Source organism: Candidatus Borrelia fainii (assembly GCF_027925085.1).
Lineage (GTDB): Bacteria > Spirochaetota > Spirochaetia > Borreliales > Borreliaceae > Borrelia > Borrelia turicatae.
This window is the reverse complement of sequence record NZ_AP027070.1, coordinates 442,134-464,647: the sequence shown is the minus strand read 5'-3', so window position 1 is coordinate 464,647 and position 22,514 is coordinate 442,134. Positions and strand designations below refer to the sequence as shown.

The following is a 22,514-nucleotide window of genomic DNA, read 5'->3' as shown; positions in this document are numbered from 1 at the left end:
ATTTTTTTTCTATTATTTAAGTATTAGTTTTAATTTTCTAATTTGTGGTTTTAGATATTAAATTTATTTGTAAATATATCTTTTTTTAAGCTTAATAACACAGTAAGACACTTTGACATGTTTTTATATTGATGTTTTTTTCAAAAAAATAGATTATTTTTTTTGAAATTTATGTTTATAAACTTAATAAGTTATGTCTTATAATTAACTTGAATTGTATTGGAAACATTGGGAGGTTTTTATGTCTACTTTAATACAAAGAACTTTATGTATTATTAAACCTGATGGCGTTAGGAGGGGGTTAATTGGCAATGTGATTTCTAGATTTGAAAGAACGGGACTGAAAATTGTGGCTGCTAAGATGATTTTAGTTAATAGAGAAATGGCTGAGGCACATTATTTATATGATGATGTTGCTGTAAGGCATGGTGAGTTTGTTTGGCAATCTTTGATTAATTTTATAATAAGTTCTCCAGTTTTTGTTTTTATTGTTGAAGGTGTTGAAGCTGTCGAAGTTGTTAGAAAATTTTGTGGTTCTACAGAGCCAAAGATGGCTTATCCTGGGACAATTAGGGGTGATTTTGCTTATCATAGTTTTAACTATGCGAATGAGAAGGAATTTTCAGTTTATAACGTAATTCATGCTTCTGCTAATGTTGATGATGCTCTTCGTGAAGTATCCCTTTGGTTTAAAGAAAATGAAATTTTAACTTATAAAAGGGACGATGAGTTTGAACATTATTATGGTTAATGTTGATATGAACATTGTAATACGGCCTATCTTGAAATGGGCTGGTGGTAAAAAAAAATTGTTAAACTGTATTTTAGACAATATTCCTCTTGTTTTTAATAATTATATCGAACCTTTTGTAGGCGGTGGAGCATTATTTTTTGCTTTGAATTTAAAAAATTCAATTATTAATGATATAAATTCTAATTTGATTAATTTTTATAGGGAAATTGCCTATAATTTAGATAATTTTCTATTAGAAATTAAGAAATATAATAATGCTCCTTTAACTAAGGAGTATTATGTTCAAATTAGAAATAGTTTTAATAATGATAATTTGACTAATTTAGAAAAGGCATGTATTTTCCTTTATTTGAATAAAACCTGTTATAATGGTCTTTATAGGGAAAATGGTAATGGAAAATTTAATACTCCTTTTGGTAGACATAAAAAAATTAGTCTTTATGAAATTAAGGTTTTACAATTGGCTTCTAAGCTTTTGCGGGAGGTTAAAGTTTTAAATCTAGATTTTTTTTGTTTACTTGATTTTATAAAAAAAGATGATTTTGTTTATCTTGATCCACCTTATATTCCTTATTCCAAAACAAGCAATTTTACAAGTTATAGTAAGTATGGATTTGATTTTAGAATGCATGAAAAGTTATTACAATTTTGTGACAAAATAGACAAAAAAGGGGCTAAATTTTTACTTTCAAATTCTAATACCGAGTCTAGTCTTGAACTATATAAAAACTATAATGTTACTTTTGTTGATGCGAAGAGATTTATTAATTCAAATCCAATTAAACGTGGCAGTATAAGAGAAATTTTAGTGAAAAATTTTTAGGAGTATTGCATAATTGTTGTAGTATTTGTGAGTAATTATAAAGATGAACTGTTTTAAAGAAAAGCAGAAATTTATATGTTGTGATTAGTTTATAATATAGATTTTTTAGATTTAACAGATGTGGATAATAATTATTTAAATCTGATAAGTGAGAGTCGTGTTGAGATTTTGGTGTTTATTTTTCAATTGTAAAGCTTAAAATATATTTTTTTATAATCTTGTGTAAGGGCTTGTATGATGAAATTTGTTTTGTTTTATTTTTTGTTGATTTTGCTTTTCTTAAATTGTACTTTTGATTACGATGAGCATTCTGGTAGAGCCGAAGCTGCAAAAGAAACCCCTTCAATACAAATATTGGGGATTAGTTATCATAACGTTGTAGGTGGAAAGAAGCAAACTATCTTGGAAGCTTTAAGCTTTAATTATTTTAATTATTACAAAATTTATAAAATTGATAATGGAAGATTTTTATATCATGCTTTGGAAAATCGGATTTCAGGTAAATTTAATAGTTTAGAAGGCTCTCAAGTTACTAAAGATTTAGATATAAAGGATTCTGTGGAGTTAAAAATAGAAGATGTGAATAACTATTATCTTATTAATACCAATAGGCTTTTATGGAAAGATGATGAAAAAAAACTATTATCTCCTCCAAATGAGTTAGTGTTTATTAGGTTTGATGAGAGTAATATAACTGGAAAGGGTTTTTTATATTTTTTGAAGAATAATAATTTTTATTTTTATTCTGGTATTGAGGGACTTGTAAAATGAGAAGTTTAGTTGTCTGTTTGATTTATATTTCTTTTTTAAGTAGTTATGCACAAGATGAAAAGAGTTTCAATGAGTTTTCTAAATTGAAAACCGAAAGGGATGCACAAAAAAAGAATGAATTTATTTTTAGAGCGGATTTTTCACATGGTATTTTTTCTTCTGTTTATAGGAGAGTTACTTTAAAAGGAAATCCTGAGGTGATTTCTTCTGATTTTAGGCTTAAAGCTGATGAAATTGAAATTTATGGTGAAGGGAGTGCTTATATTGAAGCCCGTGGCAATGTTTATTATGAAGATTATGTAAATAAAATGAATGTTAAGTCCCAATTTTTATTTGTTAATAGAAAATTAGATAATTTTTATCTTCAAAAAGGTGTTGAGCTTGAAGATTTGGCAAATGAACTTATTGTTAAAGCCGAAAGAATAGAAGGTAATCGTAAGACAAGTGTTTATATTATGCAGTATTCTGTTAAGATATATAAAGGTGATATTTTTGCACGAGCTGAGAATGGAATTTATAACAAGGAAGAAAAAGAGATTGTTCTTGAGGGTATTCCAGTGATTTATCAAGATGATAATTATTATTCTGCTTCAAGGATAATTTTTAATACAGAAACCAAAAAATATAATCTTGAGGGTGATGTTGAAGGTAAATTTACTCAAGTGGAGGGAGATGTTCCTCAACAAAAAAAATAGCATAAAGTCGATCAAAGAAAAGCTTAGCCTTGAGACTGTTACTAATATTGTTCTTAAGGCAGATAATGTTGTTAAGAGATATGGAAAAAAATTAGCCGTTAATGGTGTAACCATTGATGTTCATCGAGGTGAAGTTGTAGGTCTGCTTGGTCCAAATGGTGCTGGGAAAACCACAACATTTTATACTATTGTAGGTTTTATTAAAGCTAATAGTGGACGTGTCTTGATAAATAGTCATGATATTTCTGATCTTAACATGTATGAGCGGGCACGGCTAGGAATTGTGTACCTGCCACAAGAACCGTCTATTTTTAGGGAGCTTACAGTTGAAGATAATATTTTAATTGCTCTTGAGAGGCGAGAAGATTTATCTCAAACTGAGCGTAAAATGGAACTTGTAAATCTGCTTAAAGACTTTGAAATCAAGAGAATACAACATCAAAAGGCTTATACTCTCTCTGGTGGAGAGAGAAGGCGGACTGAAATAGCTAGGGCTTTAGCAGTAAGTCCATATTTTTTATTGCTTGATGAGCCTTTTGCAGGTATTGATCCTATTGCTATTGGAGATATAAAAAATATAATAAAAATTTTGAAGAGCAAGAATATTGGAGTTTTAATTACTGATCATAATGTAAGGGATGCTTTTGATATAATAGATAGAGCTTATATTATTTATCAAGGGCAGGTGCTTGATGAGGGAAATGTTGATTATATTATAAGTAGTGAAAAAGCTAAAAAGCTTTATTTAGGTGAAGAATTTAGATTATGAGAGTAATAGAGAGTGAACTTTATTATGAGTTTGAATTAGATCCTAGCATTAAATTGATCTATACTAAAAAGCCTTTTGATTTAAATATAAGAGATATTAGTATTGATAATTTAAGTTTTATTCCTAAAGATAAAAAAGTCAAATATTTAAAACAGTTACATACGAATATTGTTTATGAAGTTTCTGATGATTTTGTTAATTTTCAGGAGGGAGATGGACTTGTCTCTTCTTCCTGCAATGTTGCCCTTCTTGCTTACTATGCAGATTGTCTTCCAATATATATATATGACGAATCAAAAAAATATATCGGACTTGCTCATAGTGGATATAAGGGTAGTTTCAAGCTCATTATTTTGAAAATGTTATTTATGTTTGAGAGTATGGGTTCAAATTTTGAGGATTTGAAAATTGTATTTGGGCCTTATAATAGATTATGTTGTTATGAGGTTTCATCAGATTTTTTATCAGAAATGAATTTAAAATTTAGTAAGAAATTATTAGATATGTCTTTTTATAAAAAGGATGATAAAATATATTTTGACAATGCCAATTTTAATTTGGGATTGATTTCTAATTTTAATTTAGATGTTGAGGATTCAGGGTTGTGTACTTATTGTAATTGTAATCTTTATTCCCATAGAAAATTTAAGGGCAAGAGAAGTTACGCTGTAATTTGGAGAACTTAATTTGACTGTTAAAGAATTATCGTTTAATTTGGATGAAATGTTTAAAGTAAAGGATTACAGGAATATTGATAAGAGTCTTAATGGACTTCAAGTGGGTAATTTAGAAGTTGAGGTTAAAAGAGTTGCTTTTGCTGTTGATGCAAGTATGGCAACTTTAAGAGAAGCAAAAGATTATGATTTTTTAATAACTCATCATGGTATTTTTTGGTCAAAATCGGAAAGAATTGTTTCTGGGATACATGAAAAAGTTAAATGGCTTATTGATAATGATTTATCACTTTACTGTGTTCATTTACCGATGGATGCTCATCCTGTTTATTCTCATAGTAGAGTATTATCTGATTTTTTTGGGTTTCATAGTCCTATTCCCTTTGCAAATTATAAGGGGATTAATTTAGGGATTATTTCTATTGCTGGTTTTAATTTTTCTGAGATTTTAAAAAAAATTGAAATTCATAATAAACATATTCTTTATTACAAAAAATTTAAGGAATATGTTGAAAAGGTAGCTATTGTTAGTGGTTCTGGGTATTCTTTTTTTGAAGAATCATTAGAACATGGTGTTGATTTGTTTATAACAGGGGATACCTCTCATCAGATATATTCTTTAGCTGAAGAGTATGGTGTGAATTTGATATTTGCTGGTCATTATTTTACCGAAACATTTGGCTTAATAAAATTGATGGAATATTTTAAAAGTCAGGAAAAATTAGAGGTTAATTTTATTTTGAAAAATACTAATTTATAAGGATTTCATATGAATATAAATAGAAACAGATTAATTAACAATTTTATATTTATCTCTATTTTGGTTTTTTTTGATCAATGGTCTAAGTATTTAGTTGTTAAATATATCAAAATTGGAACTGAATATTTATCTTTTTTTGGAGATTTTTTTAAGATAATACATGTAAGAAATACTGGTGTTTTATTTTCAATAGGTTCTAATATTGATCCTAGCTTGAAGAGTTTGTTTTTTCTTATAATTCCTATTATTGTTTTGATTTTTGTTTTTTCTTTTGCTTTGAAAGAAATTAATAAAATAGTTAGAATTGCTCTTGTATTGATTTTATCTGGTGGTATTGGGAATATTATCGATAGACTTTTTAGACCGTTAGGGGTTGTAGATTTTTTGGATGTGAAATTTTTTGGTATTTTTGGACTTCAAAGATGGCCAACTTTTAACTTTGCAGACAGTTATGTTGTTATAGGAATAACTTTATTTATAATTTACGACTTGTTTGCTAAAAATCAAAGTACTAAAAATCAAAGTACCAATTTATGAAGATTTTATACTTTATTTTATGTTCATTAATTAATTTGTCTTTAATGTTTTTGGTTTTTTTTCTTGAATTTCTTTTTATTGCTAAACTAAATATTATTGTTTCGTCTGTTTTTCAGCTTATTTTAGTTTTTTTTATGATTATTATTGCAATTGTGATAAGCTATTTTTTATCAAGTATTATTTTAAAAAATATTATTTCTAAGTTTTTTAATCTGGATAAATAAAGAGAGAGGGTTTCGTGGGTTTGCGGATTTTGATTGCTGGGGAGGTTGTAGGTAAGCCTGGCATTGTTGTGATAAAGAACTTTTTATCTTCTTTTAAACAAAAAAAGGGAATTGATTTTGTGATATCTGGTAATAATTTTACTACAGGGTTTCGTGGTCTTTGTAAGAGACATGCATTTTTGCTAAAGAAGTATGGTGTAGACGTTTTAACTTTAGGAGAAAATGCGTTTGTAAGAGCTGGACTGAGTGATGAACTTGATAAATATAATTTTATTTTAAAACCTTTAAATTGTCCTACTAAATTAAAAGGTTACTCTTATTTTATTTACAGTGTTAGTGGTAGTAAGATTGCCGTAATTAGACTTGTTGGACAGACGGGAATTACAAAATATAATTTTAATAATCCTTTTTTTGCTTTTGATTATTTTTACGAAAAAATTAAGTTGCACACTAATAATATAATTGTGCTTTTTGATTCAAATACTACAGCTGAGGTTAACGCTATGTTTTTTTATCTAAAATCCAGAGTTAGTGCTTGTTTAGGTATTGGTAAGAGGATATTAACAGCAGATCTTAGGATTTTTGATGCTACTGCAGTTATTACTGATCTTGGTAGAGTTGGTAGTCTAAATAGTGTTATTGGATACGAGCCTAAATTTGAGATAGATAAATTTTTAAGAGGTTTTTTGAATAATCGATTTACTGAATCCTGGGATGGACTTGGCTTTAATGGTGTTATAGTTGAGATTGATAATGGTAAAGCTGTTATGGTTGAAATTGTAAGAGAATATATCGATTTTGATGGTCATCTTAAGAATAGTAATGATCTTTAAAGAGATACTTTTGATTTTCTAAAATGTGTTTTATGTATACAAGTTTTGTTTAGTGTGGAGGTAATAATGTATAGCTATCTTGTGGAGGGTGGTCTTAAAATAGGTGGAAAGATAACAGCTAGTGGAAATAAGAATGCGGCTTTGCCTTGCATTACAGCGACATTACTTACAGATGAGGAAGTTATTTTAGAAAATATTCCAGATATTAAAGATGTAGAAGTTATTTTAAGCATTTTAAAGGACATAGGGGCTGAAGTATTAAGGGAAGGTGATATTCTTAAAATTAAGGCTTTAAATGTTGTTAAGACTGAGATAGATTCTTCTTTGACGGATTTAATTAGGGCCTCGATTTTGTTTTTGGGCCCTATGCTTGCTAGATGTGGTAGAATCGATATTGCTCCTCCTGGTGGAGATGTTATTGGTAAGAGACGTCTTGATACTCATTTTTATGGACTTGGCAAGCTTGGTGCTAGGTTAATAGAGAGTGAACGTATTGTTTTAGAAATAGATAAGTTGGTTGGTGCTTGTATGTTTTTAGATGAGGCATCAGTCACTGCTACTGAAAATATTATTATGACTGCTGTTCTTGCTTTTGGTGAGACTGTGATAATTAATGCTGCATGTGAACCGCATGTGCAAGATTTGTGTAACATGTTGAATTCTATGGGTGCTGATATTTCTGGTATTGGTTCTAATATTATTAGAATAAAGGGTGTAAAAAAATTAAGTGGTACTAGATTTCGCATAGGTGCTGATTTCATGCAGGTGGGTTCTTTAATTAGCCTTTCTGCATTAACGGGTGGTGAGCTTGAGATTAATAAAGCTGATCCTAAAAATTTTGTTTTAATAAGACATGTATATTCAAGGCTTGGCATTAATTTTGAGTATGACAACGAAAATATATATGTTAAAGAAAAGCAGGATTTGAAGGTAAAATTGGATTTTGGGGGACATATTCCCAAAATTGATGATGGGCCTTGGCCAGCCTTCCCAACAGATCTTATGAGTATAATGATAGTAACTGCGACTCAAGTTCACGGAACTGTTCTTATTTTTGAGAAAATGTTTGAATCAAGAATGTTTTTTGTAGACAAGCTTATTAAAATGGGTGCTCAGATCGTCCTTTGTGATCCCCATCGTGTGGTGGTCACAGGAAAAACCATTCTTAAGGGAAATAATGTATCTTCTCCTGATGTTAGAGCTGGCATGTCTTTGCTTATTGCAGCTCTTTGTGCTGAAGGTGAGAGTCGTATTCAAAATGTTTATCAAATTGAAAGAGGATATGAGGATGTTGTTGTCAAGTTAGGTGCTTTAGGAGCAAAGATTACGAAAGTTGAAGAGAGGTGAAAATTTTATTTTTATTTGATTATAAGCAAGCTTGCTTTTTTAAGAAAGGCAAGATAAAAAAATGTTATTGTTAATATTATTCAGATTTATGGATTAGTCTATATGTTTTGCATTACAAAACATGGTGTTTCATGCATTTGTATATCTTTAGTATTTATTGAAGAAAAAAATTTTTCATAATTTTTTAATCTGTTTTATTTATTTTTTTAGAGTTCAATAAAAGCATTTTTTTTATATAATTTGAAAATTTATCAGTATAATAGAATTCAAGGTGTGTTTTTTATGTTATTAAGTAGAACTAAAACGAGGGAATTAATACTAGAAGGCAATTTATATCGAGTATTTTTAGTTATTAGTTTTCCTATTGTGATAACTAATTTTCTTCAGGCTTTTTATGAGCTTGTAGATATGTTTTATGTTGGGAAGCTTGGAGCTATGCCACTTTCTGCGTTATCTCTTACTGGTCCTATTAATTTCTTTATTATGGTTTTTGCTATGGGAATAGCTATAGGAAGTGTATCATTAATGTCTAGATGTATTGGAGAAGAGACTTTTGCTAAGTTTTCAAAATATGCAGGGCAATTAATATTTTTGAATTTTGTATTGTCTTTGTTTGTTGCAGTTTTGGTTTTAATCTTTATAGATTCAATTTTAGATATTATGAGTGTAAGTGGTGAACTTAGAGAACTTACAAAATCTTATTTTTATGTCGTAATTTATGCAATACCAGTAATATTTTTAAGTGTTTCCGTTGTGTATATATTAAATGCTCAAGGAGAGACTGTTATTGCAATGATGCTGATTTTGGTTGCGAATGTTATTAATTTTATTCTTGATCCAATTTTAATGTTTACTTTTGGTTTAGGTATTGCTGGTGCTGCTTGGTCTACTCTTTTTTCAAAATTAATGACAGTTTTTTCTTATTTTTTTTTTACTTATAGATTAAATTGTGGACTTAAAGTGCGTTTAAGAGACATCGTTCCAGATATTATTATAATAAAAAATATTATTAATTTGGGATTTCCGGCGATTTTTGGACAGATGATGGCGTCACTGTCTTTTTTTATTTTTAATTACATTGTAATTCAAATCAGCTCAAAGTTTTTAGCTGCTTATGGTATAGTTAATAATATTATTTCTTTTTTACTTCTTCCTGGAATGAGTATTGGTACTGGAATTATTGCGATTGTTGGGCAAAATCTTGGTGCAAAGAATATTGGCAGGGTAAAAGATATTTTAAAAAAGGGATTTTTTGTTACCTTGATAATAATGATCACAGTTGCATCATTTTTAATATCTTTTAAAGAGATTATAATAAAAACTTTTACAAATGATTTGGAAGTTGTTGGTTATGCTAATAGTTATTTTTTATTGGCATCGATTGGAGCTGTTGGATTTGGATTGCAACAAGTTTTTTTTGGAGGATTGATAGGAGCAGGCTTTACAAAGCTTGTTATGATTGTTATCTGTATTCGTCTTTGGATTATTCGTTTACCAGCTGTGTTTATTTTGCAATATTTTGGATTTATGGAAAATTCGTTGGGATATGCTTTTATAATTTCAAATTATGTGGCTTTGATTATTTTGTTATGTTTGATTTTTACTAAATATTGGGCAAAGACACAATAAGATCGATGTGCAAATTCGGATTGGTTCATTTTACGTTAGTTTGATGTTAATCTTATTGGAAACCAAAAGTAGATAAATTGGTTTTAGTAAATAAAGAAATCATACAAAATTGACCATTAATAGATCTTGATAAATTAATCTTGTTTTAGAAATATATAAAATGTGTTTTTTTGTCTCTTATTGATGTTAATTTTTAATTTAAAGGTTTTTTCTTCTCCTGCTTTAAGGGCTTCTTTAATTATATGACCAGTTTTATTTCCTTTCTTAAAAATTGCTAATGAGTTTTGTTTTATAGCTATTTTTTTATTGTTTTTAAGAGTAATGATTAATTCATTTTTATTATTAGTATGAAATTTTACGATTTCAATCTTTTCTGTATTTTTCTTTATACTAATAATGTGGGTAAGCTCTCTGCTAATTTCTTTTGATTTGATAGAATTATTTTTTATACATGATGTAGTTATGGATACAACGAATATTATAAAAATGTTTAATAGTCTTTGTTTCAAATTGTGTTGTGACATATTGTTATTTTATTGTAACCTTTTTAATGATAAGCATAAAATGATTGATAGATTTTAATATTCATATTATTTTTTCTTAAAATTTAAATTATTTTTATGATTGTCAATTGTGTATTTGTGAAATGTTGCTTATTTTTAATATTTTTATATTAAAATATTAAATGTATTGACTATATTCTAAATAATATGTAAACTAATGGAGTTATTAAGGATTCTTTTAGAAAAACACGAAAATCGGGTCAATTTCTAAAAAGTTATGTTTTTGTAAATATAGTAGTTTTACTTAGTGTGTAATTATTGTATCTTTCTATAAAGAAACAAAATAAAGTTCTTAACAATAAGAGTTTTGAAGAATAGATAAAGATTTAGATTACAAATTTTGGGAGGTGATTCATGGCTAAGGAAGTCTTTCAGAGAACAAAACCGCATATGAATGTGGGCACAATAGGGCATGTTGACCATGGTAAAACAACATTAACCGCTGCTATTAGTATTTATTGCTCAAAGGTAAATAAAGATGCTAAGGCGCTTAAATATGAAGATATTGATAATGCGCCTGAAGAGAAAGCAAGAGGAATAACAATAAATGCCAGACATATTGAGTATGAAACTGCAGGAAGGCATTATGCTCATGTTGATTGTCCTGGCCACGCTGACTATATTAAAAATATGATTACAGGTGCAGCTCAGATGGATGCTGCGGTATTGTTGGTTGCTGCTGATAGTGGAGCAGAGCCGCAGACAAAAGAGCATTTACTTCTTGCTCAGCGAATGGGAATAAATAAAATAATAGTTTTTTTAAATAAACTAGATTTGGCAGATCCTGAACTTGTTGAACTTGTTGAAGTTGAAGTTTTAGAGCTTGTTGAAAAATATGGATTTCCTGGTGATACGCCAATAGTAAAGGGTTCAGCTTTTGGAGCTATGTCAAATCCTGATGATCCTGAAGCTACAAAATGCATAAAGGAACTTCTTGAAACTATGGATAATTATTTCGATCTTCCTCAAAGAGATATTGATAAACCATTTTTACTTGCTGTTGAAGATGTTTTCTCTATCTCTGGACGTGGTACTGTTGCTACTGGTCGTATTGAGAGGGGTGTTATTAAGGTTGGACAAGAAGTTGAAATCGTTGGGATTAGAGAAACTAGGAAGACAACCGTTACTGGTGTTGAAATGTTTCAAAAGATTCTTGAGCAAGGTCAAGCAGGGGATAATGTTGGTCTTTTATTAAGAGGTGTTGATAAAAAGGATATTGAAAGAGGTCAGGTTATTGCTGCTATTGGTACAATTACTCCTCATAAGAAGTTTAAAGCTTCTATATATTGTCTAACTAAGGAAGAAGGCGGAAGACACAAACCATTCTTTTCAGGATATAGACCACAGTTTTTCTTTAGAACAACAGATGTTACAGGTATGGTTAGCTTAGAGGGTAAAGAAATGGTTATGCCTGGGGATAATGTTGACATTGTTGTTGAACTTATATCTTCAATAGCTATGGATAAGAATGTTGAATTTGCTGTTAGAGAAGGCGGTAGAACTGTTGCTTCAGGAAGGATTCTTGAAATATTGGAATAGTGTAGGGTTAGAGGTTTGTGTATCTCTAAAGTTTAGGAGAATAAATTGATTACTAAAGATAAGATACGGGTAAGACTTTTTAGTTTTGATGTTAAGATATTAGATCAAAGTGCTGAGTCTATTGTTAGGGCTGTTCAAAAATCTAAGGCACAAATTAAAGGTCCTATTCCTTTGCCGACAAAGATAAAAAAATATACTGTTTTGCGTTCTCCTCATGTTAATAAAAAATCAAGAGAACAGTTTGAAATGAGAACTCATAAGAGGCTTATTGATATTTTAGAACCTACTTCTGCTTTGATGGACTCTTTAATGAAATTAGAGCTTCCTGCAGGAGTGGAGGTTGATATTAAGCAGTAAATAGATTTTTTAAGTTATGAATTTGAGGTGTTTTAATGTTGGGATTGATTGGAAAAAAAGTTGGCATGACGCAGGTCTTTCAAGGCAATGGAGTTGTGGTGCCTGTTACGGTGATAGAATTTGAGCCCAATTATGTTATAGGAAAAAAAACGGTAGAAAGAGATGGATATGATGCTTTGATAATGGGTTCTGTCGATCTTAGGAGTTCTAAAATTTCAAAGCCTGTAAGAGGTCAGTATAAAAATTTAAAGAATGTTGAACCTAAAAGATATGTGGTAGAATTTAAGGGTCTTAAAGGTTATGATTCTGGCGATGAAATCGGACTTGATGCTTTCAGGGAGATTAAGTATGTGGACATTACTGGTACTACTAAGAGTAAAGGTTTTCAAGGGGCTATGAAGAGGCATAATTTTAGCGGTGGTCCATCTTCGCATGGTTCTAAGTTTCATAGACATCTTGGTGGTACGGGTCAAGCTACTACACCTGCTAGAACCTTTAAGGGAACTAAAATGGCTGGTAGAATGGGTGGAGAGCAACAGACTATTCAAAATCTTGAAGTTGTTTTTATTGATGAAGAAAAAAGAGCCATTTTGGTAAAAGGAGCTGTGCCAGGCGTTAAGGGTTCTTTTGTTATTGTTAAAAAGGCAAAAAAAGTGGGTGTTTAGTATGGAAAGAAAAGTTTTTTCTAAGGATGGACAAGAACTTCGAACTATAAATTTAGAGGATGGAGTTTTTGATATAGATATTAGTTATGGTTCTATATATAATGCTATTAATAATGAACTAGCCAATCTTAGGGTCGGAACAGCTTCAACTAAAACTAGGTCTGAGGTTAGGGGTAGTTCAAAGAAGCCTTGGAAACAAAAGGGTACAGGACGTGCAAGGGTTGGTACGAAGAGAAATCCCGTTTGGGTTGGTGGAGGTGTAGCTTTAGGGCCAAAACCAAGGGACTATAGTTATAGGCTTCCAAAGAAAGTTAAACGACTTGCTTTTAGATCTGTTCTTAGTCTGTGTGTGTCTGTAGAAGATAGATTAAAGATTGTTGAAAATTTTACTATTGAATCAGGAAAAACAAAAGATCTTGCTTTAATAATGAAAAATTTTATAAAGATTAATGGTAAAACAGTAATTTTATTGGGTAATGATGATCAAATGGTTAAAAGAGCAGGAAGAAATATAAGAGATTTAAAGATTTTATCTTTTAATAGACTTAGAGTTGTTGATTTATTTTATGCTAAAAATTTAATAGCACTTGAGTCTGCTATTAATGGGCTTAATGAGCTTTATGTTAAATAAAAGGGATAGTAAGGATGAGTTATGAAAGCTTATGATATAATAATTTCGCCTATGCTTACTGAGAAAACTAATATTCAAAGAGAGAATATGAATGTTTATGCTTTTAAGGTTAGGAAGCAAGCAAATAAGAAAGAGATTGGCGTTGCGATTAAAGAGCTTTTTAATGTTACTCCAATATCATGTAATTTGCTTAATGTTAAGAGCAAGGTTAAAATGGTTGTGTCAAGGAAAGGTTATCCTATTGGTAAGGGAAAAACTTCTTCATGGAAAAAGGCGTATGTTTATCTTAAAAAAGAAGATAAGATAGATATTTTTTAGTGGTTTTGGAGAAAAATATGGGTATTAAGACTTATAAGCCAAAAACTTCATCTTTACGTTATAAGACAACTTTATCTTTTGATGAGTTAAGTAAGGGTAATAGTCCTTTGAAGTCTTTAACTAGAGGGAAGGTATCTAGGGCTGGAAGAGATTCTTCTGGAAGAATTAGTGTTAGAAGAAAAGGTGGGGGACATAAAAGACGGTATAGAGAGATTGACTTTGGCAGAAGGGATAAGTTTGGTATACCTGCTCGAGTTGTGTCTATTGAGTATGATCCAAATAGAAGTTCTAATATAGCTTTGCTTGTATATAGAGATGGGGATAAAAGATATATTATTGCTCCTAAAGGAATTAAAGTTGGTGATATTTTAGAGAGTGGTCCAAATGCTCCAATAAGGATTGGCAATGCTTTACCATTTGAGGACATTCCTGTTGGTAAAGCAGTGCATAACATTGAGCTTAATGTTGGAAAAGGTGGACAGCTTGTAAGAGGTGCTGGAGGATATGCGATGGTGCTTGCTTCTAAGGGAGATTATGTAACGGTTAAGCTTCCATCAGGTGAAATGCGCATGATCTTTAAAAAATGCATAGCGACTCTTGGAGAAGTTGGCAATGAAGATTATATAAATGTTTCTATTGGTAAAGCTGGTAAGAATAGATGGCTTGGTAAAAGGCCTAAGGTAAGAGGTGTTGCGATGAATCCTATCGACCATCCACATGGAGGTGGTGAGGGTAAGACTTCTGGGGGTCGTCATCCTGTATCTCCTTGGGGACAGCCAACTAAGGGATATAAGACTCGTAAGAAAAATAAGTATTCAGATAAATTTATCATTAAAAGAAGAAATAATTAGGAGTGTGTAGTGGCAAGATCTATTAAAAAAGGACCTTTTATAGAAAAGAGTCTTTATCAAAAAGTTTTAGCCTCTTCTGGCAGAGAGAAAAGGGTGGTAATTAAAACCTATTCTAGAGCCTCAACAATAATTCCTGAGATGGTAAGTCTTACTATATCTGTTTACAATGGAAAATCTTTTATTCCTGTATATATTACTGAAGATCTTGTTGGGCATAAGCTCGGGGAATTTTCACCTACAAGAATTTTTAGGGGACATGCTAAATCAGATAAGAAGGGAAGGAAGTAGAGTTTATGTTTGTAAATAGAAGATATACTGCAAGAGGCAAAAATTTGCCATCTTCTCCAAAAAAAGTAAGGCCTATAGCTGATAATATACGAGGGAAGCCTTACAGTGAAGCTATTGCGATACTTTGTTCTATGCCCAATAAATGTGCTAAACTTTTAGGTAAGGTGGTCAAATCGGCTGCATCGAATGCTATGTATCATAACAGAAATCTTTCTGAAGATATGATATTTATAAAAACAGTCATGGTAGACGATGGGCAAAGGCGTAGGAGCATTTGGCCTAGAGCTAGGGGTAGAGCAGATAGGCTTGTTAACAGAAGTTGTCATATTTTTGTTGAAGTTTATGAAAAGATGTATGGTGGAGAATAAGATATGGGTCAAAAAGTACATCCTTACAGTTTAAGAATTAAGATCAATAGGGATTGGAAATCAAAGTGGTATTTTGATAAAAAATTATATTCTGAGATTCTTCACGAAGATTTTTTAATAAGACGGGAAATTATGAAGTTCCTTAAAGGAATTAGGTTCGATATTTCTGACATAGAGATTATTAGAAATAATCTTCAAAGAGTAACAGTAGTAATTTCCACTCCAAGACCTGGTTCTGTTATTGGTGTTAAGGGCGCCAATCTTGAAAAAATTGGACAATTATTAACTAGAAAAATATCTAAAAAAATTAATATTAAAATAAAAGAGATTAAGAAGCCAGAATTTGATGCACAAATTGTTGCTAATGGGATAGCAAAGCAACTAGAAAATAGAGCTTCTTATAGAAAACTTTTAAAGTCTTCACTTTTATCTTCTATTTCTAAAGGTGTTCAAGGTGTAAAAATTAAAGTTTCAGGCAGGCTTGGTGGAGCTGAGATTGCCAGAAGTTTTGAAGTTAAAGAAGGAAGGATTCCTTTACATACTCTTAGAGCTAATATAGATTATGGTTTTGCCGAAGCGCAGACAACTTATGGTGTTATTGGTGTTAAAGTTTGGTTGTTTAAGGGAGAAGTTTTAGGAAAACAGACTAATTCAGATGCTGGTCAGGTAATTAATAAAAAAACTTCAAGAGAAAAGAGTGAGCATTTTGACAAAAATAGAGTAGATGATAAGAGTAAAAAAGTTGTCAATGACGATAAATTTTCTAAAAAAAAATTAGAATTTGGATCTAAATCCAATAGTAGTTTTAAAAAGAAAAGTGGTTCTGATGTCTAGAATCTTTAAGGAGCGTTAAATGTTAAGTCCTAGAAAGGTTAAATATAGGAAGAAGCAAAGAGGAAGACTTTCTGGAGAGGCTCAGAAGGGTAACGAGATATCTTTTGGAGAATATGGACTTGTTTCTCTTGATACGTATTTTATTACTGCACGGCAGATTGAAGCAGCTCGTGTTGCTATGACACGTAGAGTTAAGAGGGGCGGTAAGGTTTGGATCAGAATATTCCCAGATGTGCCTTATACTAAAAAGCCGGCTGAAACGAGAATGGGTAAAGGTAAGGGAGGCGTTGATCATTGGAATGCTCCTGTTAAGCTTGGAACCGTTATGTTTGAGATGGCTGGAGTGCCTAGAGAACTTGCTGAGGCAGCTATGATGCTTGCTAGTTCTAAGCTCCCGGTTAAGACTACGTTTGTGGTAAGGCGAGATTTGAGGTGAGTTATGTTGAAAAAATTTAGGGATCTTACTCTTGAAGATATGAAAGCTAAGAGATTGGCTTTAAAAAAAGAATATATGGACTTAAGATTTAAGGCTGTGGTTGGTCATGTTGAGAATTCTTTAAAAAAAAGAGAGCTGAGGCGAGATATTGCAAGGCTTAATACAATAGTTCATGAATATGAAATAGGTATTAGAAAGGTTTGAGTTTTATGGCAAAGGAAAATAAGAAAGAGTTGATTGGAAAGGTTGTTAGTGATAAGATGAGTAAAACAATAGTTGTTGAAATTGTTCAAAGGAAAATGCATCCTATCTATCATAAGTACTTAAAAGTTAGCAGAAGAGTGAAAGCTCATGATGAGAGAGAAGAATCAAAACTTGGAGATAAGGTAAAGATTATTGAGTCCAGGCCTATTAGTAAAGAAAAAAGATGGATGCTTGTTGAAGTCTTGGAGAAGTCAAAATAATTTCAGTTATTTTTGTAGAGGAGATTAATTATGGTACAGATGCAGACACATTTAACGGTTGCTGACAATACAGGCGGTAAGATAGCAGAGTGTATAAAAGTTCTTGGTGGAAGTAAAAAACGATCTGCTAGGGTTGGAGACATAATAGTTATTGCTGTGAAGCAAGCAATTCCCAATTCACCTATTAAGAAAGGAGAGGTGCATAAAGCAGTAGTTGTTAGGACCTCAAAAGAAATAAGACGGAAGAATGGGACTTATGTTAGATTTGATGATAATGCATGTGTTATACTTGATGCTAATTTGAATCCAAGAGGTAAAAGAGTTTTTGGACCTGTTGCAAGAGAGCTAAGGGATGCTAACTTTATGAAAGTTGTCTCATTAGCTTCAGAGGTAATATAAGGGGCTATTTATGAAGACGAAGTTGAAAGTAGGCGATAATGTAAAAATTCTTTGTGGTAAGGATAGAGGTAAAACAGGTGAAGTTGTTAGCATAGATAGGAAAAATCTTAAGGTTATTGTTAAGTCTTGTAATATGGTTCAGAAGGTTGTCAAGGCAAGAACTCCTCAAGAGAAGAGCAAGATAATTGATAAGGAAGCACCTATAGATATTTCAAATGTAATGTTATTTTCAAGTGGTATAGCTTCAAGAATAGGGTTTAAATTTGAAAATAATGAAAAAAAGAGATACCTTAAAAAGAATGGGGAGAATGTTTAGCTTATGAGTTATGTTCCTGTGTTAAAGAAGCATTATAAAGATAATATTATAAAAGAGCTTGTTAGTGAGTTCCAATATAAATCTATTATGCAAGCTCCAAAAATAGAAAAAATTATTGTTTCTATGGGAGTTGGTGATGCTGTTAAAAATAAAAAGCTTTTAGATTCAGCTGTTTATGAGCTTAGTCAAATCACTGGTCAACGAGCTGTTAAAACAAAGGCCAAAAAAGCCATTGCTGGATTTAAGATTAGACAAGGTCAAGAGATAGGCGCTAAGGTTACTCTTCGCGGTAATATTATGTATGAGTTTTTATATAAACTTATTAATTTGGCGTTACCTCGTGTTAAAGATTTTAGAGGTGTAAATGGCAATGCATTTGATGGTAATGGTAATTACTCTTTTGGAATAGCAGAGCAAATAATATTTTCTGAGATAGATTATGATAAAATAGAGAGGATATCTGGCTTGAATGTTACAATAGTAACTACGGCTTTAAACGACAGAGAGGGTAAAGCTTTGCTTTCGAAGTTTGGTATGCCATTTAGTAATTAGAGGAGTTTTTATTTATGGCTAAAAAATCAATGATAGTTAAGGCCTTACGAAAGCCAAAATATAAAACGAGACAAAAAAATAGATGTAAGTTATGTGGTCGTCCAAAGGGGTATATGAGAGATTTTGGTATGTGTCGTATATGCTTTAGGAATCATGCATCTGCAGGATTAATTCCTGGGGTCTCAAAATCAAGCTGGTAAGGAGAATTTATGGCTGTTACGCATTCAGTGGGAGACATGTTAACTAAGATAAGAAATGCAAGTAGGGTTAAGCATGAGTCTGTAGACTTAAAGATGTCTAAAATAAATAAGTCTATCTTAGGCATTTTGAAAGAAGAAGGATATATTAAGAATTATAATGTTTTTGATAAGCAAGGCATTTCTTTTATTAAGGCCATACTAAATTATGATAATAAGAGAAATCCGGCTATAAATAGAATAGATGTTATTTCGACTCCTGGTAGAAAAGTTTATTCTTCATACAAAAATATGCCAAGGATAAAGAATGGGTATGGCATATTAATAGTGTCTTCTTCAAAAGGTGTTATTACTGGCAAGCAAGCCAAAGATAATAAAGTAGGTGGTGAGCTAATTTGCTCAGTTTGGTAAGGTTAAGAGGTAGGTAAATATGTCACGTATTGGTAAACTTCCTATAAAGATAGTTGATTCTGTTAAGGTTGATATTAAAGACAACATAGTAACAGTTGAGGGTAAGAGAGGCAAATTAAGCCAAGAAATAAAGAGTAGCATTAAGGTTAGAGTTGAGAATAGTAATATTATTGTTGAGCGTTCTTTTGACGATAAACGGACAAGAGCTTTTCATGGACTTTATAGAAGTTTAATTTCTAATATGGTTAAGGGAGTATCTGATGGATTTTCAAAATCTCTTACTATTAGTGGTATAGGGTACAGGGTTGAACAACAAGGCGCAAGTCTTTTTTTTAACTTAGGATATTCAACTCAATTTGAGTATGTGATTCCCGAGGGAATTAATATTCGACTTGATGGTAATACCAAAATTGCTGTTGAGGGTATAGATAAGTGTAGAGTTGGACAAGTTGCTGCTGAGATTAGAGGTTTGAGGGTTCCTGAACCATATAAGGGTAAAGGAATTAAATATGATAATGAAGTAAGCAGACGCAAAGTAGGGAAATCAGGAGTAAAAAAATAGGTTTTAGGTGAGTATTTATGAAAAAAGTAAAAGAAGCTGAAAAAAGAAATATAAAACGTAAAAAGAGAATAAGAGATAGAATTGGATTTGGTGTTGCAGATAGGCCTAGAGTTACAGTTTTTAAGTCCAATAAATATTTTTATGCTCAAGTCATTGATGATGTGGCAGGTCATACTCTTGCAAGTGTTTCTACTCTTGAAAAAGATCTTAAATTGAACAAAAATATTGATGATGTAAAAAAACTTGGCAAAATTTTTGCAAAAAAACTTAAAGATAAAAACATAAATAAACTTATTTTTGATAGAAATGGTTATAAATATCATGGTCTTATTGCAAATTTTGCAACTTCTTTGCGTGAAGCCGGTATTGATGTTTAGGGGGAATTATAGTGGAATCTCAAGTTCATAAAAAGCAAATAGAGAAATTGATATCATTAAGTAGAGTTACTAAAGTTGTAAAGGGTGGGAGAAGGTTTTCTTTTTCTGCTTTTATGGTTGTTGGTGATGGAGAAGGTCAGGTTGGCTGGGGATTTGGTAAGGCCAATGATGCTAGTGATGCAATCAAGAAGAGTTTAGCTAGTGCTAGAAAAAATTTAAGGGTTGTTCCTATTAGAAAGGGTACTTTTCCTCATATGGTCATTGGGGATTTTAAAAAAGCCAAAGTTTTAATTAAGCCAGCAACTCAAGGTACTGGTATTATTGCAGGTGGACCTGTTCGTGCTGTCATGGAAGCTTTGGGAGTCCATGATATTTTAAGTAAATCTCTTGGTTCAAATAATTCTATGAATGTGGTAAAGGCGACTTTTAAAGCATTTGACTTGGTTTTAGATGCTAGAAAAGTAGCAGAAATAAGAGGTAAAACTTTAAGGACTTTATGGGGTTAGTGTATGATTAAGAGAAAATTGCGACTTCAGCTTAAAAAGATTAGGTTTAAAGCCTCAAGATCTAGGTTGAAGAATAAGGCTTTTATTAAAAAGATGAAAAATAATAGAGAAATTCTTACTAAGAGCGACATTAAGATCGAGGTTGAACTTAAGAGAAGTCTTATTGGGAAATTAGACAGTAAAGTTAAGACATTGAGAGCTTTGGGTCTTAAGAGAATAGGAGATAAAAAAGTTCATGTTTTAAACAAATCTCTTCAAGGTATGCTTAATAGTGTAATTAGCATGGTTTTATTAAGTGAGGTAAAGAATGATTAAGTTAAGGAGGCCTTTAGGAGCTAATAAGTCTCGAAAAATTGTTGGTAGGGGTCCAGGTTCTGGTCTTGGAAAAACCTCTGGTAGAGGACAAAAAGGCCAAAAGGCTAGAAATAATTTGCCAAGGATTGGTTTTGAAGGAGGACAAACTCCTCTTTATAGGAGACTTCCAATAAGAGGTTTTTCCAATCATGATTATAAGGTAAGGTATGAAATTGTAGGACTTGGGGATATAGATAAAAATTTTGAAGATGGAAATTTAGTAAATTATAATACTTTGTTACAAAAAGGGCTTATAAGTAAAAATAAAAAAAATATCAAGATTTTGGCTAATGGTAATCTTACTAAAAAGGTAAATTTTGAAGTTTCGCGTATTTCAAAGTCTGCTGAAGAATTGGCAACGAGAATTGGTTGCAGTATTAAATTGGTTTGAAATGGTAGTGAAATGAAAGGTTTGTTTTTTAATTTATTTACAATTGAGGATTTAAGGAGCAAGTTTTTATTTACTCTGTTTATTCTTTTTATTTTTAGAGTTGGCTCTTACTTGCCAATACCAGGGATAGATCCTGTGGCTCTTCGAAGTTATTTTAAATCCCAGTCAGATTTTTCAATTACTAATTATTTTGATTTTTTTTCAGGTGGTGCTTTTAGTAATTTTTCTATATTTATGCTTAGCATAGGTCCTTATATTTCAGCATCAATTATTATTCAGCTTCTCGTTTATTCTTTTCCTTCTCTTAAAAAGATGCAAGAAGGGGATAATGGAAGAAAAAAAATAAAAAAATACACAAAATATCTAACAATTGTTGCGGCTGTAGCCCAAGGATATGCCACTAGTCTTTATGCTAAAAGCATTCCAGGTGCACTTAATATGCCTTTTTATAGATATATTTTTATTGCTATTTTAACAGTTACAACAGGTACTTTTATTCTCTTGTGGCTTGGTGAACAAATTAATCAAAGAGGAATTGGGAATGGTGTATCTTTAATAATTTTTTCAGGAATAGTGGTTAGACTTCAAGCGGCTTTATTTAATCTTTTTCAAAGCATGCGAGATCCATCTCAAAATATTAATCCTGTCTTTGTGATATTGGTATTAAGTGTTTTTATTTTAGTTGTTATATTGATTATATATGAGTATAAGGCACAAAGACGGATTGCTATTCATTATGCTAGAGCAAACTCAAGGAATACAGTTAGTTCATATTTACCAATCAAGCTTAATCCGTCAGGTGTTTTGCCTGTTATTTTTGCATCTGTGCTTATTACCTTGCCTTTGCAAATTTTGAGTGGATTTGCTGGAACTTCTATTCTCTCAAGACAAATTTTATCTTATTTAAGACCTAATGGGCTTTATTATACCTTATTGAATGTAGTCTTAATAATAGGTTTTACATATTTTTATTCAAAGATACAATTGAGTCCAAAAGATATAAGTAATAATATTCGCAAAAATGGGGGAACTATTCCAGGTATAAAGGCGAATGAGATGGAGGGTTATTTAGATAAAATTATGAATAGAACATTATTTTCAGGTTCTATTTTTTTGTCTATTATTGCAATTATTCCGTTTTTAGTGCAGAATATTTTTAGATTTCCTTATGATGTCTCAAGGATTATGGGTAGTTCTTCACTCCTTATTATGGTAGGAGTAGCTCTTGATACATTAATTCAGATTGATGCATATTTAAAGACTCAAGGATTGTCGCGTGGATCTGGCAAAAAGTATGCTTTTTTGCAGAAATTTTAGGA

36 protein-coding genes are annotated in these 22,514 nt (G+C 31.2%); 35 read left to right on the top strand and 1 reads right to left on the bottom strand.

The window, feature by feature from the left end:
• The first annotated feature begins 241 nt into the window (after window positions 1-241).
• The 12 genes from QMG63_RS02105 to QMG63_RS02050 all read left to right on the top strand — a co-directional run bounded on the left by QMG63_RS02105 (window position 242) and on the right by QMG63_RS02050 (window position 9,816).
• Window positions 242-751, top strand: coding sequence for a nucleoside-diphosphate kinase (locus tag QMG63_RS02105; RefSeq protein WP_281861303.1), 510 nt, complete (start codon window positions 242-244; stop codon window positions 749-751).
• On the top strand, window positions 726-1,577 hold the full coding sequence (locus QMG63_RS02100) for a DNA adenine methylase (RefSeq protein ID WP_281861301.1): 852 nt from the start codon (window positions 726-728) through the stop codon (window positions 1,575-1,577). The genes QMG63_RS02105 and QMG63_RS02100 overlap by 26 nt, the downstream gene beginning before the upstream one ends.
• Window positions 1,578-1,814: 237 nt before the next feature.
• Window positions 1,815-2,348: a hypothetical protein gene (locus QMG63_RS02095; RefSeq protein WP_425592808.1), complete on the top strand. Its 534-nt coding sequence runs from the start codon at window positions 1,815-1,817 to the stop codon at window positions 2,346-2,348.
• The gene (locus QMG63_RS02090; protein ID WP_281861297.1) at window positions 2,345-3,043 is read left to right on the top strand and encodes an LptA/OstA family protein; all 699 of its coding nucleotides are present in this window, start codon (window positions 2,345-2,347) and stop codon (window positions 3,041-3,043) included. The genes QMG63_RS02095 and QMG63_RS02090 overlap by 4 nt, the downstream gene beginning before the upstream one ends.
• Complete coding sequence (gene lptB / locus QMG63_RS02085; protein ID WP_281861295.1) at window positions 3,021-3,812, top strand: LPS export ABC transporter ATP-binding protein; 792 nt, start codon at window positions 3,021-3,023, stop codon at window positions 3,810-3,812. The genes QMG63_RS02090 and lptB overlap by 23 nt, the downstream gene beginning before the upstream one ends.
• Window positions 3,809-4,498 (top strand): peptidoglycan editing factor PgeF, encoded by a 690-nt coding sequence (gene pgeF / locus QMG63_RS02080; protein ID WP_281861292.1) that lies wholly within the window; start codon window positions 3,809-3,811, stop codon window positions 4,496-4,498. Before lptB ends, pgeF begins: the two co-directional genes overlap by 4 nt.
• Window position 4,499: 1 nt before the next feature.
• Window positions 4,500-5,246 (top strand): Nif3-like dinuclear metal center hexameric protein, encoded by a 747-nt coding sequence (locus tag QMG63_RS02075; RefSeq protein WP_281861290.1) that lies wholly within the window; start codon window positions 4,500-4,502, stop codon window positions 5,244-5,246.
• 9 nt (window positions 5,247-5,255) lie between these two features.
• Window positions 5,256-5,783, top strand: coding sequence for a signal peptidase II (lspA, locus tag QMG63_RS02070; protein WP_281861288.1), 528 nt, complete (start codon window positions 5,256-5,258; stop codon window positions 5,781-5,783).
• The gene (locus QMG63_RS02065; RefSeq protein WP_281861287.1) at window positions 5,780-6,007 is read left to right on the top strand and encodes a hypothetical protein; all 228 of its coding nucleotides are present in this window, start codon (window positions 5,780-5,782) and stop codon (window positions 6,005-6,007) included. The genes lspA and QMG63_RS02065 overlap by 4 nt, the downstream gene beginning before the upstream one ends.
• 14 nt (window positions 6,008-6,021) lie before the next feature.
• On the top strand, window positions 6,022-6,840 hold the full coding sequence (locus QMG63_RS02060; RefSeq protein WP_281861285.1) for a TIGR00282 family metallophosphoesterase: 819 nt from the start codon (window positions 6,022-6,024) through the stop codon (window positions 6,838-6,840).
• Window positions 6,841-6,906: 66 nt separating this feature from the next.
• Entirely contained in the window at window positions 6,907-8,187 is a 1,281-nt protein-coding gene (murA, locus tag QMG63_RS02055; RefSeq protein ID WP_281861283.1) for a UDP-N-acetylglucosamine 1-carboxyvinyltransferase, read from the top strand.
• Between the two features lie 282 nt (window positions 8,188-8,469).
• A complete protein-coding gene (locus tag QMG63_RS02050; RefSeq protein WP_281861281.1) occupies window positions 8,470-9,816 on the top strand; it encodes an MATE family efflux transporter in 1,347 nt (448 codons plus the stop codon).
• Between the two features lie 134 nt (window positions 9,817-9,950).
• On the opposite strand, the gene QMG63_RS02045 is transcribed toward QMG63_RS02050, so the two are convergent.
• The gene (locus QMG63_RS02045) at window positions 9,951-10,325 is read right to left on the bottom strand and encodes a hypothetical protein (RefSeq protein WP_425592799.1); all 375 of its coding nucleotides are present in this window, start codon (window positions 10,323-10,325) and stop codon (window positions 9,951-9,953) included.
• Window positions 10,326-10,733: 408 nt separating this feature from the next.
• Between QMG63_RS02045 and tuf the strand changes: the two genes are divergently transcribed.
• From tuf to secY, 23 genes are read left to right on the top strand one after another with little or no spacing between them, the layout of a single operon-like run.
• Window positions 10,734-11,918 (top strand): elongation factor Tu, encoded by a 1,185-nt coding sequence (tuf, locus tag QMG63_RS02040; RefSeq protein WP_025375490.1) that lies wholly within the window; start codon window positions 10,734-10,736, stop codon window positions 11,916-11,918.
• Window positions 11,919-11,963: 45 nt separating this feature from the next.
• Window positions 11,964-12,275 (top strand): 30S ribosomal protein S10, encoded by a 312-nt coding sequence (gene rpsJ, locus QMG63_RS02035; RefSeq protein ID WP_011772424.1) that lies wholly within the window; start codon window positions 11,964-11,966, stop codon window positions 12,273-12,275.
• Between the two features lie 35 nt (window positions 12,276-12,310).
• The gene (gene rplC / locus QMG63_RS02030) at window positions 12,311-12,940 is read left to right on the top strand and encodes a 50S ribosomal protein L3 (RefSeq protein ID WP_281861277.1); all 630 of its coding nucleotides are present in this window, start codon (window positions 12,311-12,313) and stop codon (window positions 12,938-12,940) included.
• A gap of 1 nt (window position 12,941) precedes the next feature.
• The gene (gene rplD / locus QMG63_RS02025) at window positions 12,942-13,571 is read left to right on the top strand and encodes a 50S ribosomal protein L4 (RefSeq protein WP_281861275.1); all 630 of its coding nucleotides are present in this window, start codon (window positions 12,942-12,944) and stop codon (window positions 13,569-13,571) included.
• Between the two features lie 21 nt (window positions 13,572-13,592).
• A complete protein-coding gene (rplW, locus tag QMG63_RS02020; protein WP_281861273.1) occupies window positions 13,593-13,889 on the top strand; it encodes a 50S ribosomal protein L23 in 297 nt (98 codons plus the stop codon).
• 17 nt (window positions 13,890-13,906) lie between these two features.
• The gene (gene rplB / locus QMG63_RS02015) at window positions 13,907-14,740 is read left to right on the top strand and encodes a 50S ribosomal protein L2 (RefSeq protein ID WP_281861271.1); all 834 of its coding nucleotides are present in this window, start codon (window positions 13,907-13,909) and stop codon (window positions 14,738-14,740) included.
• Window positions 14,741-14,749: 9 nt separating this feature from the next.
• On the top strand, window positions 14,750-15,028 hold the full coding sequence (gene rpsS, locus QMG63_RS02010) for a 30S ribosomal protein S19 (protein ID WP_011772429.1): 279 nt from the start codon (window positions 14,750-14,752) through the stop codon (window positions 15,026-15,028).
• A 5-nt stretch (window positions 15,029-15,033) separates the two neighbouring features.
• Window positions 15,034-15,396, top strand: a complete 363-nt coding sequence (rplV, locus tag QMG63_RS02005; protein ID WP_281861268.1) for a 50S ribosomal protein L22 — start codon at window positions 15,034-15,036, stop codon at window positions 15,394-15,396.
• Window positions 15,397-15,399: 3 nt separating this feature from the next.
• Window positions 15,400-16,230, top strand: coding sequence for a 30S ribosomal protein S3 (gene rpsC, locus QMG63_RS02000; protein ID WP_281861266.1), 831 nt, complete (start codon window positions 15,400-15,402; stop codon window positions 16,228-16,230).
• A 19-nt stretch (window positions 16,231-16,249) separates the two neighbouring features.
• Window positions 16,250-16,666: a 50S ribosomal protein L16 gene (gene rplP, locus QMG63_RS01995; RefSeq protein WP_281861264.1), complete on the top strand. Its 417-nt coding sequence runs from the start codon at window positions 16,250-16,252 to the stop codon at window positions 16,664-16,666.
• Window positions 16,667-16,669: 3 nt separating this feature from the next.
• Complete coding sequence (rpmC, locus tag QMG63_RS01990) at window positions 16,670-16,870, top strand: 50S ribosomal protein L29 (RefSeq protein ID WP_281861262.1); 201 nt, start codon at window positions 16,670-16,672, stop codon at window positions 16,868-16,870.
• A gap of 5 nt (window positions 16,871-16,875) precedes the next feature.
• Window positions 16,876-17,130, top strand: a complete 255-nt coding sequence (gene rpsQ, locus QMG63_RS01985) for a 30S ribosomal protein S17 (protein WP_281861260.1) — start codon at window positions 16,876-16,878, stop codon at window positions 17,128-17,130.
• A 30-nt stretch (window positions 17,131-17,160) separates the two neighbouring features.
• Window positions 17,161-17,529, top strand: a complete 369-nt coding sequence (rplN, locus tag QMG63_RS01980; protein ID WP_281861258.1) for a 50S ribosomal protein L14 — start codon at window positions 17,161-17,163, stop codon at window positions 17,527-17,529.
• 10 nt (window positions 17,530-17,539) lie between these two features.
• Complete coding sequence (gene rplX / locus QMG63_RS01975; RefSeq protein WP_281861256.1) at window positions 17,540-17,845, top strand: 50S ribosomal protein L24; 306 nt, start codon at window positions 17,540-17,542, stop codon at window positions 17,843-17,845.
• Window positions 17,846-17,848: 3 nt separating this feature from the next.
• On the top strand, window positions 17,849-18,397 hold the full coding sequence (gene rplE, locus QMG63_RS01970) for a 50S ribosomal protein L5 (RefSeq protein ID WP_281861254.1): 549 nt from the start codon (window positions 17,849-17,851) through the stop codon (window positions 18,395-18,397).
• Window positions 18,398-18,411: 14 nt separating this feature from the next.
• Window positions 18,412-18,597 carry a type Z 30S ribosomal protein S14 gene (locus QMG63_RS01965; protein ID WP_011772438.1) on the top strand — a complete coding sequence of 62 codons (186 nt, stop codon included), beginning with the start codon at window positions 18,412-18,414 and terminating at the stop codon, window positions 18,595-18,597.
• A gap of 9 nt (window positions 18,598-18,606) precedes the next feature.
• Window positions 18,607-19,005, top strand: coding sequence for a 30S ribosomal protein S8 (gene rpsH / locus QMG63_RS01960; protein WP_281861250.1), 399 nt, complete (start codon window positions 18,607-18,609; stop codon window positions 19,003-19,005).
• Between the two features lie 19 nt (window positions 19,006-19,024).
• Window positions 19,025-19,567 carry a 50S ribosomal protein L6 gene (gene rplF, locus QMG63_RS01955; protein WP_281861248.1) on the top strand — a complete coding sequence of 181 codons (543 nt, stop codon included), beginning with the start codon at window positions 19,025-19,027 and terminating at the stop codon, window positions 19,565-19,567.
• A 17-nt stretch (window positions 19,568-19,584) separates the two neighbouring features.
• On the top strand, window positions 19,585-19,944 hold the full coding sequence (rplR, locus tag QMG63_RS01950; RefSeq protein WP_281861247.1) for a 50S ribosomal protein L18: 360 nt from the start codon (window positions 19,585-19,587) through the stop codon (window positions 19,942-19,944).
• 11 nt (window positions 19,945-19,955) lie between these two features.
• Entirely contained in the window at window positions 19,956-20,450 is a 495-nt protein-coding gene (rpsE, locus tag QMG63_RS01945; protein ID WP_281861245.1) for a 30S ribosomal protein S5, read from the top strand.
• Window positions 20,451-20,453: 3 nt separating this feature from the next.
• Window positions 20,454-20,765 carry a 50S ribosomal protein L30 gene (gene rpmD, locus QMG63_RS01940; RefSeq protein WP_281861243.1) on the top strand — a complete coding sequence of 104 codons (312 nt, stop codon included), beginning with the start codon at window positions 20,454-20,456 and terminating at the stop codon, window positions 20,763-20,765.
• Window positions 20,758-21,195, top strand: a complete 438-nt coding sequence (gene rplO / locus QMG63_RS01935; protein ID WP_281861242.1) for a 50S ribosomal protein L15 — start codon at window positions 20,758-20,760, stop codon at window positions 21,193-21,195. The genes rpmD and rplO overlap by 8 nt, the downstream gene beginning before the upstream one ends.
• A 12-nt stretch (window positions 21,196-21,207) precedes the next feature.
• Complete coding sequence (gene secY / locus QMG63_RS01930; RefSeq protein ID WP_281861241.1) at window positions 21,208-22,512, top strand: preprotein translocase subunit SecY; 1,305 nt, start codon at window positions 21,208-21,210, stop codon at window positions 22,510-22,512.
• Window positions 22,513-22,514: the final 2 nt, after the last annotated feature.

Bases quoted from the DNA above. Each gene is read 5' to 3' on its own strand.
- secY (WP_281861241.1), top strand. From the start codon at position 21,208: ATGAAAGGTTTGTTTTTTAATTTATTTACAATTGAGGATTTAAGGAGC.
- rpsH (WP_281861250.1), top strand. From the start codon at position 18,607: ATGGCTGTTACGCATTCAGTGGGAGACATGTTAACTAAGATAAGAAAT.
- tuf (WP_025375490.1), top strand. From the start codon at position 10,734: ATGGCTAAGGAAGTCTTTCAGAGAACAAAACCGCATATGAATGTGGGC.
- rpsC (WP_281861266.1), top strand. From the start codon at position 15,400: ATGGGTCAAAAAGTACATCCTTACAGTTTAAGAATTAAGATCAATAGG.
- rplX (WP_281861256.1), top strand. From the start codon at position 17,540: ATGAAGACGAAGTTGAAAGTAGGCGATAATGTAAAAATTCTTTGTGGT.
- lptB (WP_281861295.1), top strand. From the start codon at position 3,021: ATGTTCCTCAACAAAAAAAATAGCATAAAGTCGATCAAAGAAAAGCTT.
- rplF (WP_281861248.1), top strand. From the start codon at position 19,025: ATGTCACGTATTGGTAAACTTCCTATAAAGATAGTTGATTCTGTTAAG.
- murA (WP_281861283.1), top strand. From the start codon at position 6,907: ATGTATAGCTATCTTGTGGAGGGTGGTCTTAAAATAGGTGGAAAGATA.
- rplN (WP_281861258.1), top strand. From the start codon at position 17,161: ATGGTACAGATGCAGACACATTTAACGGTTGCTGACAATACAGGCGGT.
- rplC (WP_281861277.1), top strand. From the start codon at position 12,311: ATGTTGGGATTGATTGGAAAAAAAGTTGGCATGACGCAGGTCTTTCAA.
- rplR (WP_281861247.1), top strand. From the start codon at position 19,585: ATGAAAAAAGTAAAAGAAGCTGAAAAAAGAAATATAAAACGTAAAAAG.
- rpmD (WP_281861243.1), top strand. From the start codon at position 20,454: ATGATTAAGAGAAAATTGCGACTTCAGCTTAAAAAGATTAGGTTTAAA.
- QMG63_RS02090 (WP_281861297.1), top strand. From the start codon at position 2,345: ATGAGAAGTTTAGTTGTCTGTTTGATTTATATTTCTTTTTTAAGTAGT.
- rplB (WP_281861271.1), top strand. From the start codon at position 13,907: ATGGGTATTAAGACTTATAAGCCAAAAACTTCATCTTTACGTTATAAG.
- QMG63_RS02100 (WP_281861301.1), top strand. From the start codon at position 726: ATGAGTTTGAACATTATTATGGTTAATGTTGATATGAACATTGTAATA.
- rplV (WP_281861268.1), top strand. From the start codon at position 15,034: ATGTTTGTAAATAGAAGATATACTGCAAGAGGCAAAAATTTGCCATCT.
- lspA (WP_281861288.1), top strand. From the start codon at position 5,256: ATGAATATAAATAGAAACAGATTAATTAACAATTTTATATTTATCTCT.
- rplO (WP_281861242.1), top strand. From the start codon at position 20,758: ATGATTAAGTTAAGGAGGCCTTTAGGAGCTAATAAGTCTCGAAAAATT.
- rplE (WP_281861254.1), top strand. From the start codon at position 17,849: ATGAGTTATGTTCCTGTGTTAAAGAAGCATTATAAAGATAATATTATA.
- QMG63_RS02050 (WP_281861281.1), top strand. From the start codon at position 8,470: ATGTTATTAAGTAGAACTAAAACGAGGGAATTAATACTAGAAGGCAAT.
- rpsQ (WP_281861260.1), top strand. From the start codon at position 16,876: ATGGCAAAGGAAAATAAGAAAGAGTTGATTGGAAAGGTTGTTAGTGAT.
- rplW (WP_281861273.1), top strand. From the start codon at position 13,593: ATGAAAGCTTATGATATAATAATTTCGCCTATGCTTACTGAGAAAACT.
- QMG63_RS01965 (WP_011772438.1), top strand. From the start codon at position 18,412: ATGGCTAAAAAATCAATGATAGTTAAGGCCTTACGAAAGCCAAAATAT.
- rplD (WP_281861275.1), top strand. From the start codon at position 12,942: ATGGAAAGAAAAGTTTTTTCTAAGGATGGACAAGAACTTCGAACTATA.
- rpmC (WP_281861262.1), top strand. From the start codon at position 16,670: ATGTTGAAAAAATTTAGGGATCTTACTCTTGAAGATATGAAAGCTAAG.
- QMG63_RS02065 (WP_281861287.1), top strand. From the start codon at position 5,780: ATGAAGATTTTATACTTTATTTTATGTTCATTAATTAATTTGTCTTTA.
- QMG63_RS02105 (WP_281861303.1), top strand. From the start codon at position 242: ATGTCTACTTTAATACAAAGAACTTTATGTATTATTAAACCTGATGGC.
- QMG63_RS02095 (WP_425592808.1), top strand. From the start codon at position 1,815: ATGAAATTTGTTTTGTTTTATTTTTTGTTGATTTTGCTTTTCTTAAAT.
- pgeF (WP_281861292.1), top strand. From the start codon at position 3,809: ATGAGAGTAATAGAGAGTGAACTTTATTATGAGTTTGAATTAGATCCT.
- rplP (WP_281861264.1), top strand. From the start codon at position 16,250: ATGTTAAGTCCTAGAAAGGTTAAATATAGGAAGAAGCAAAGAGGAAGA.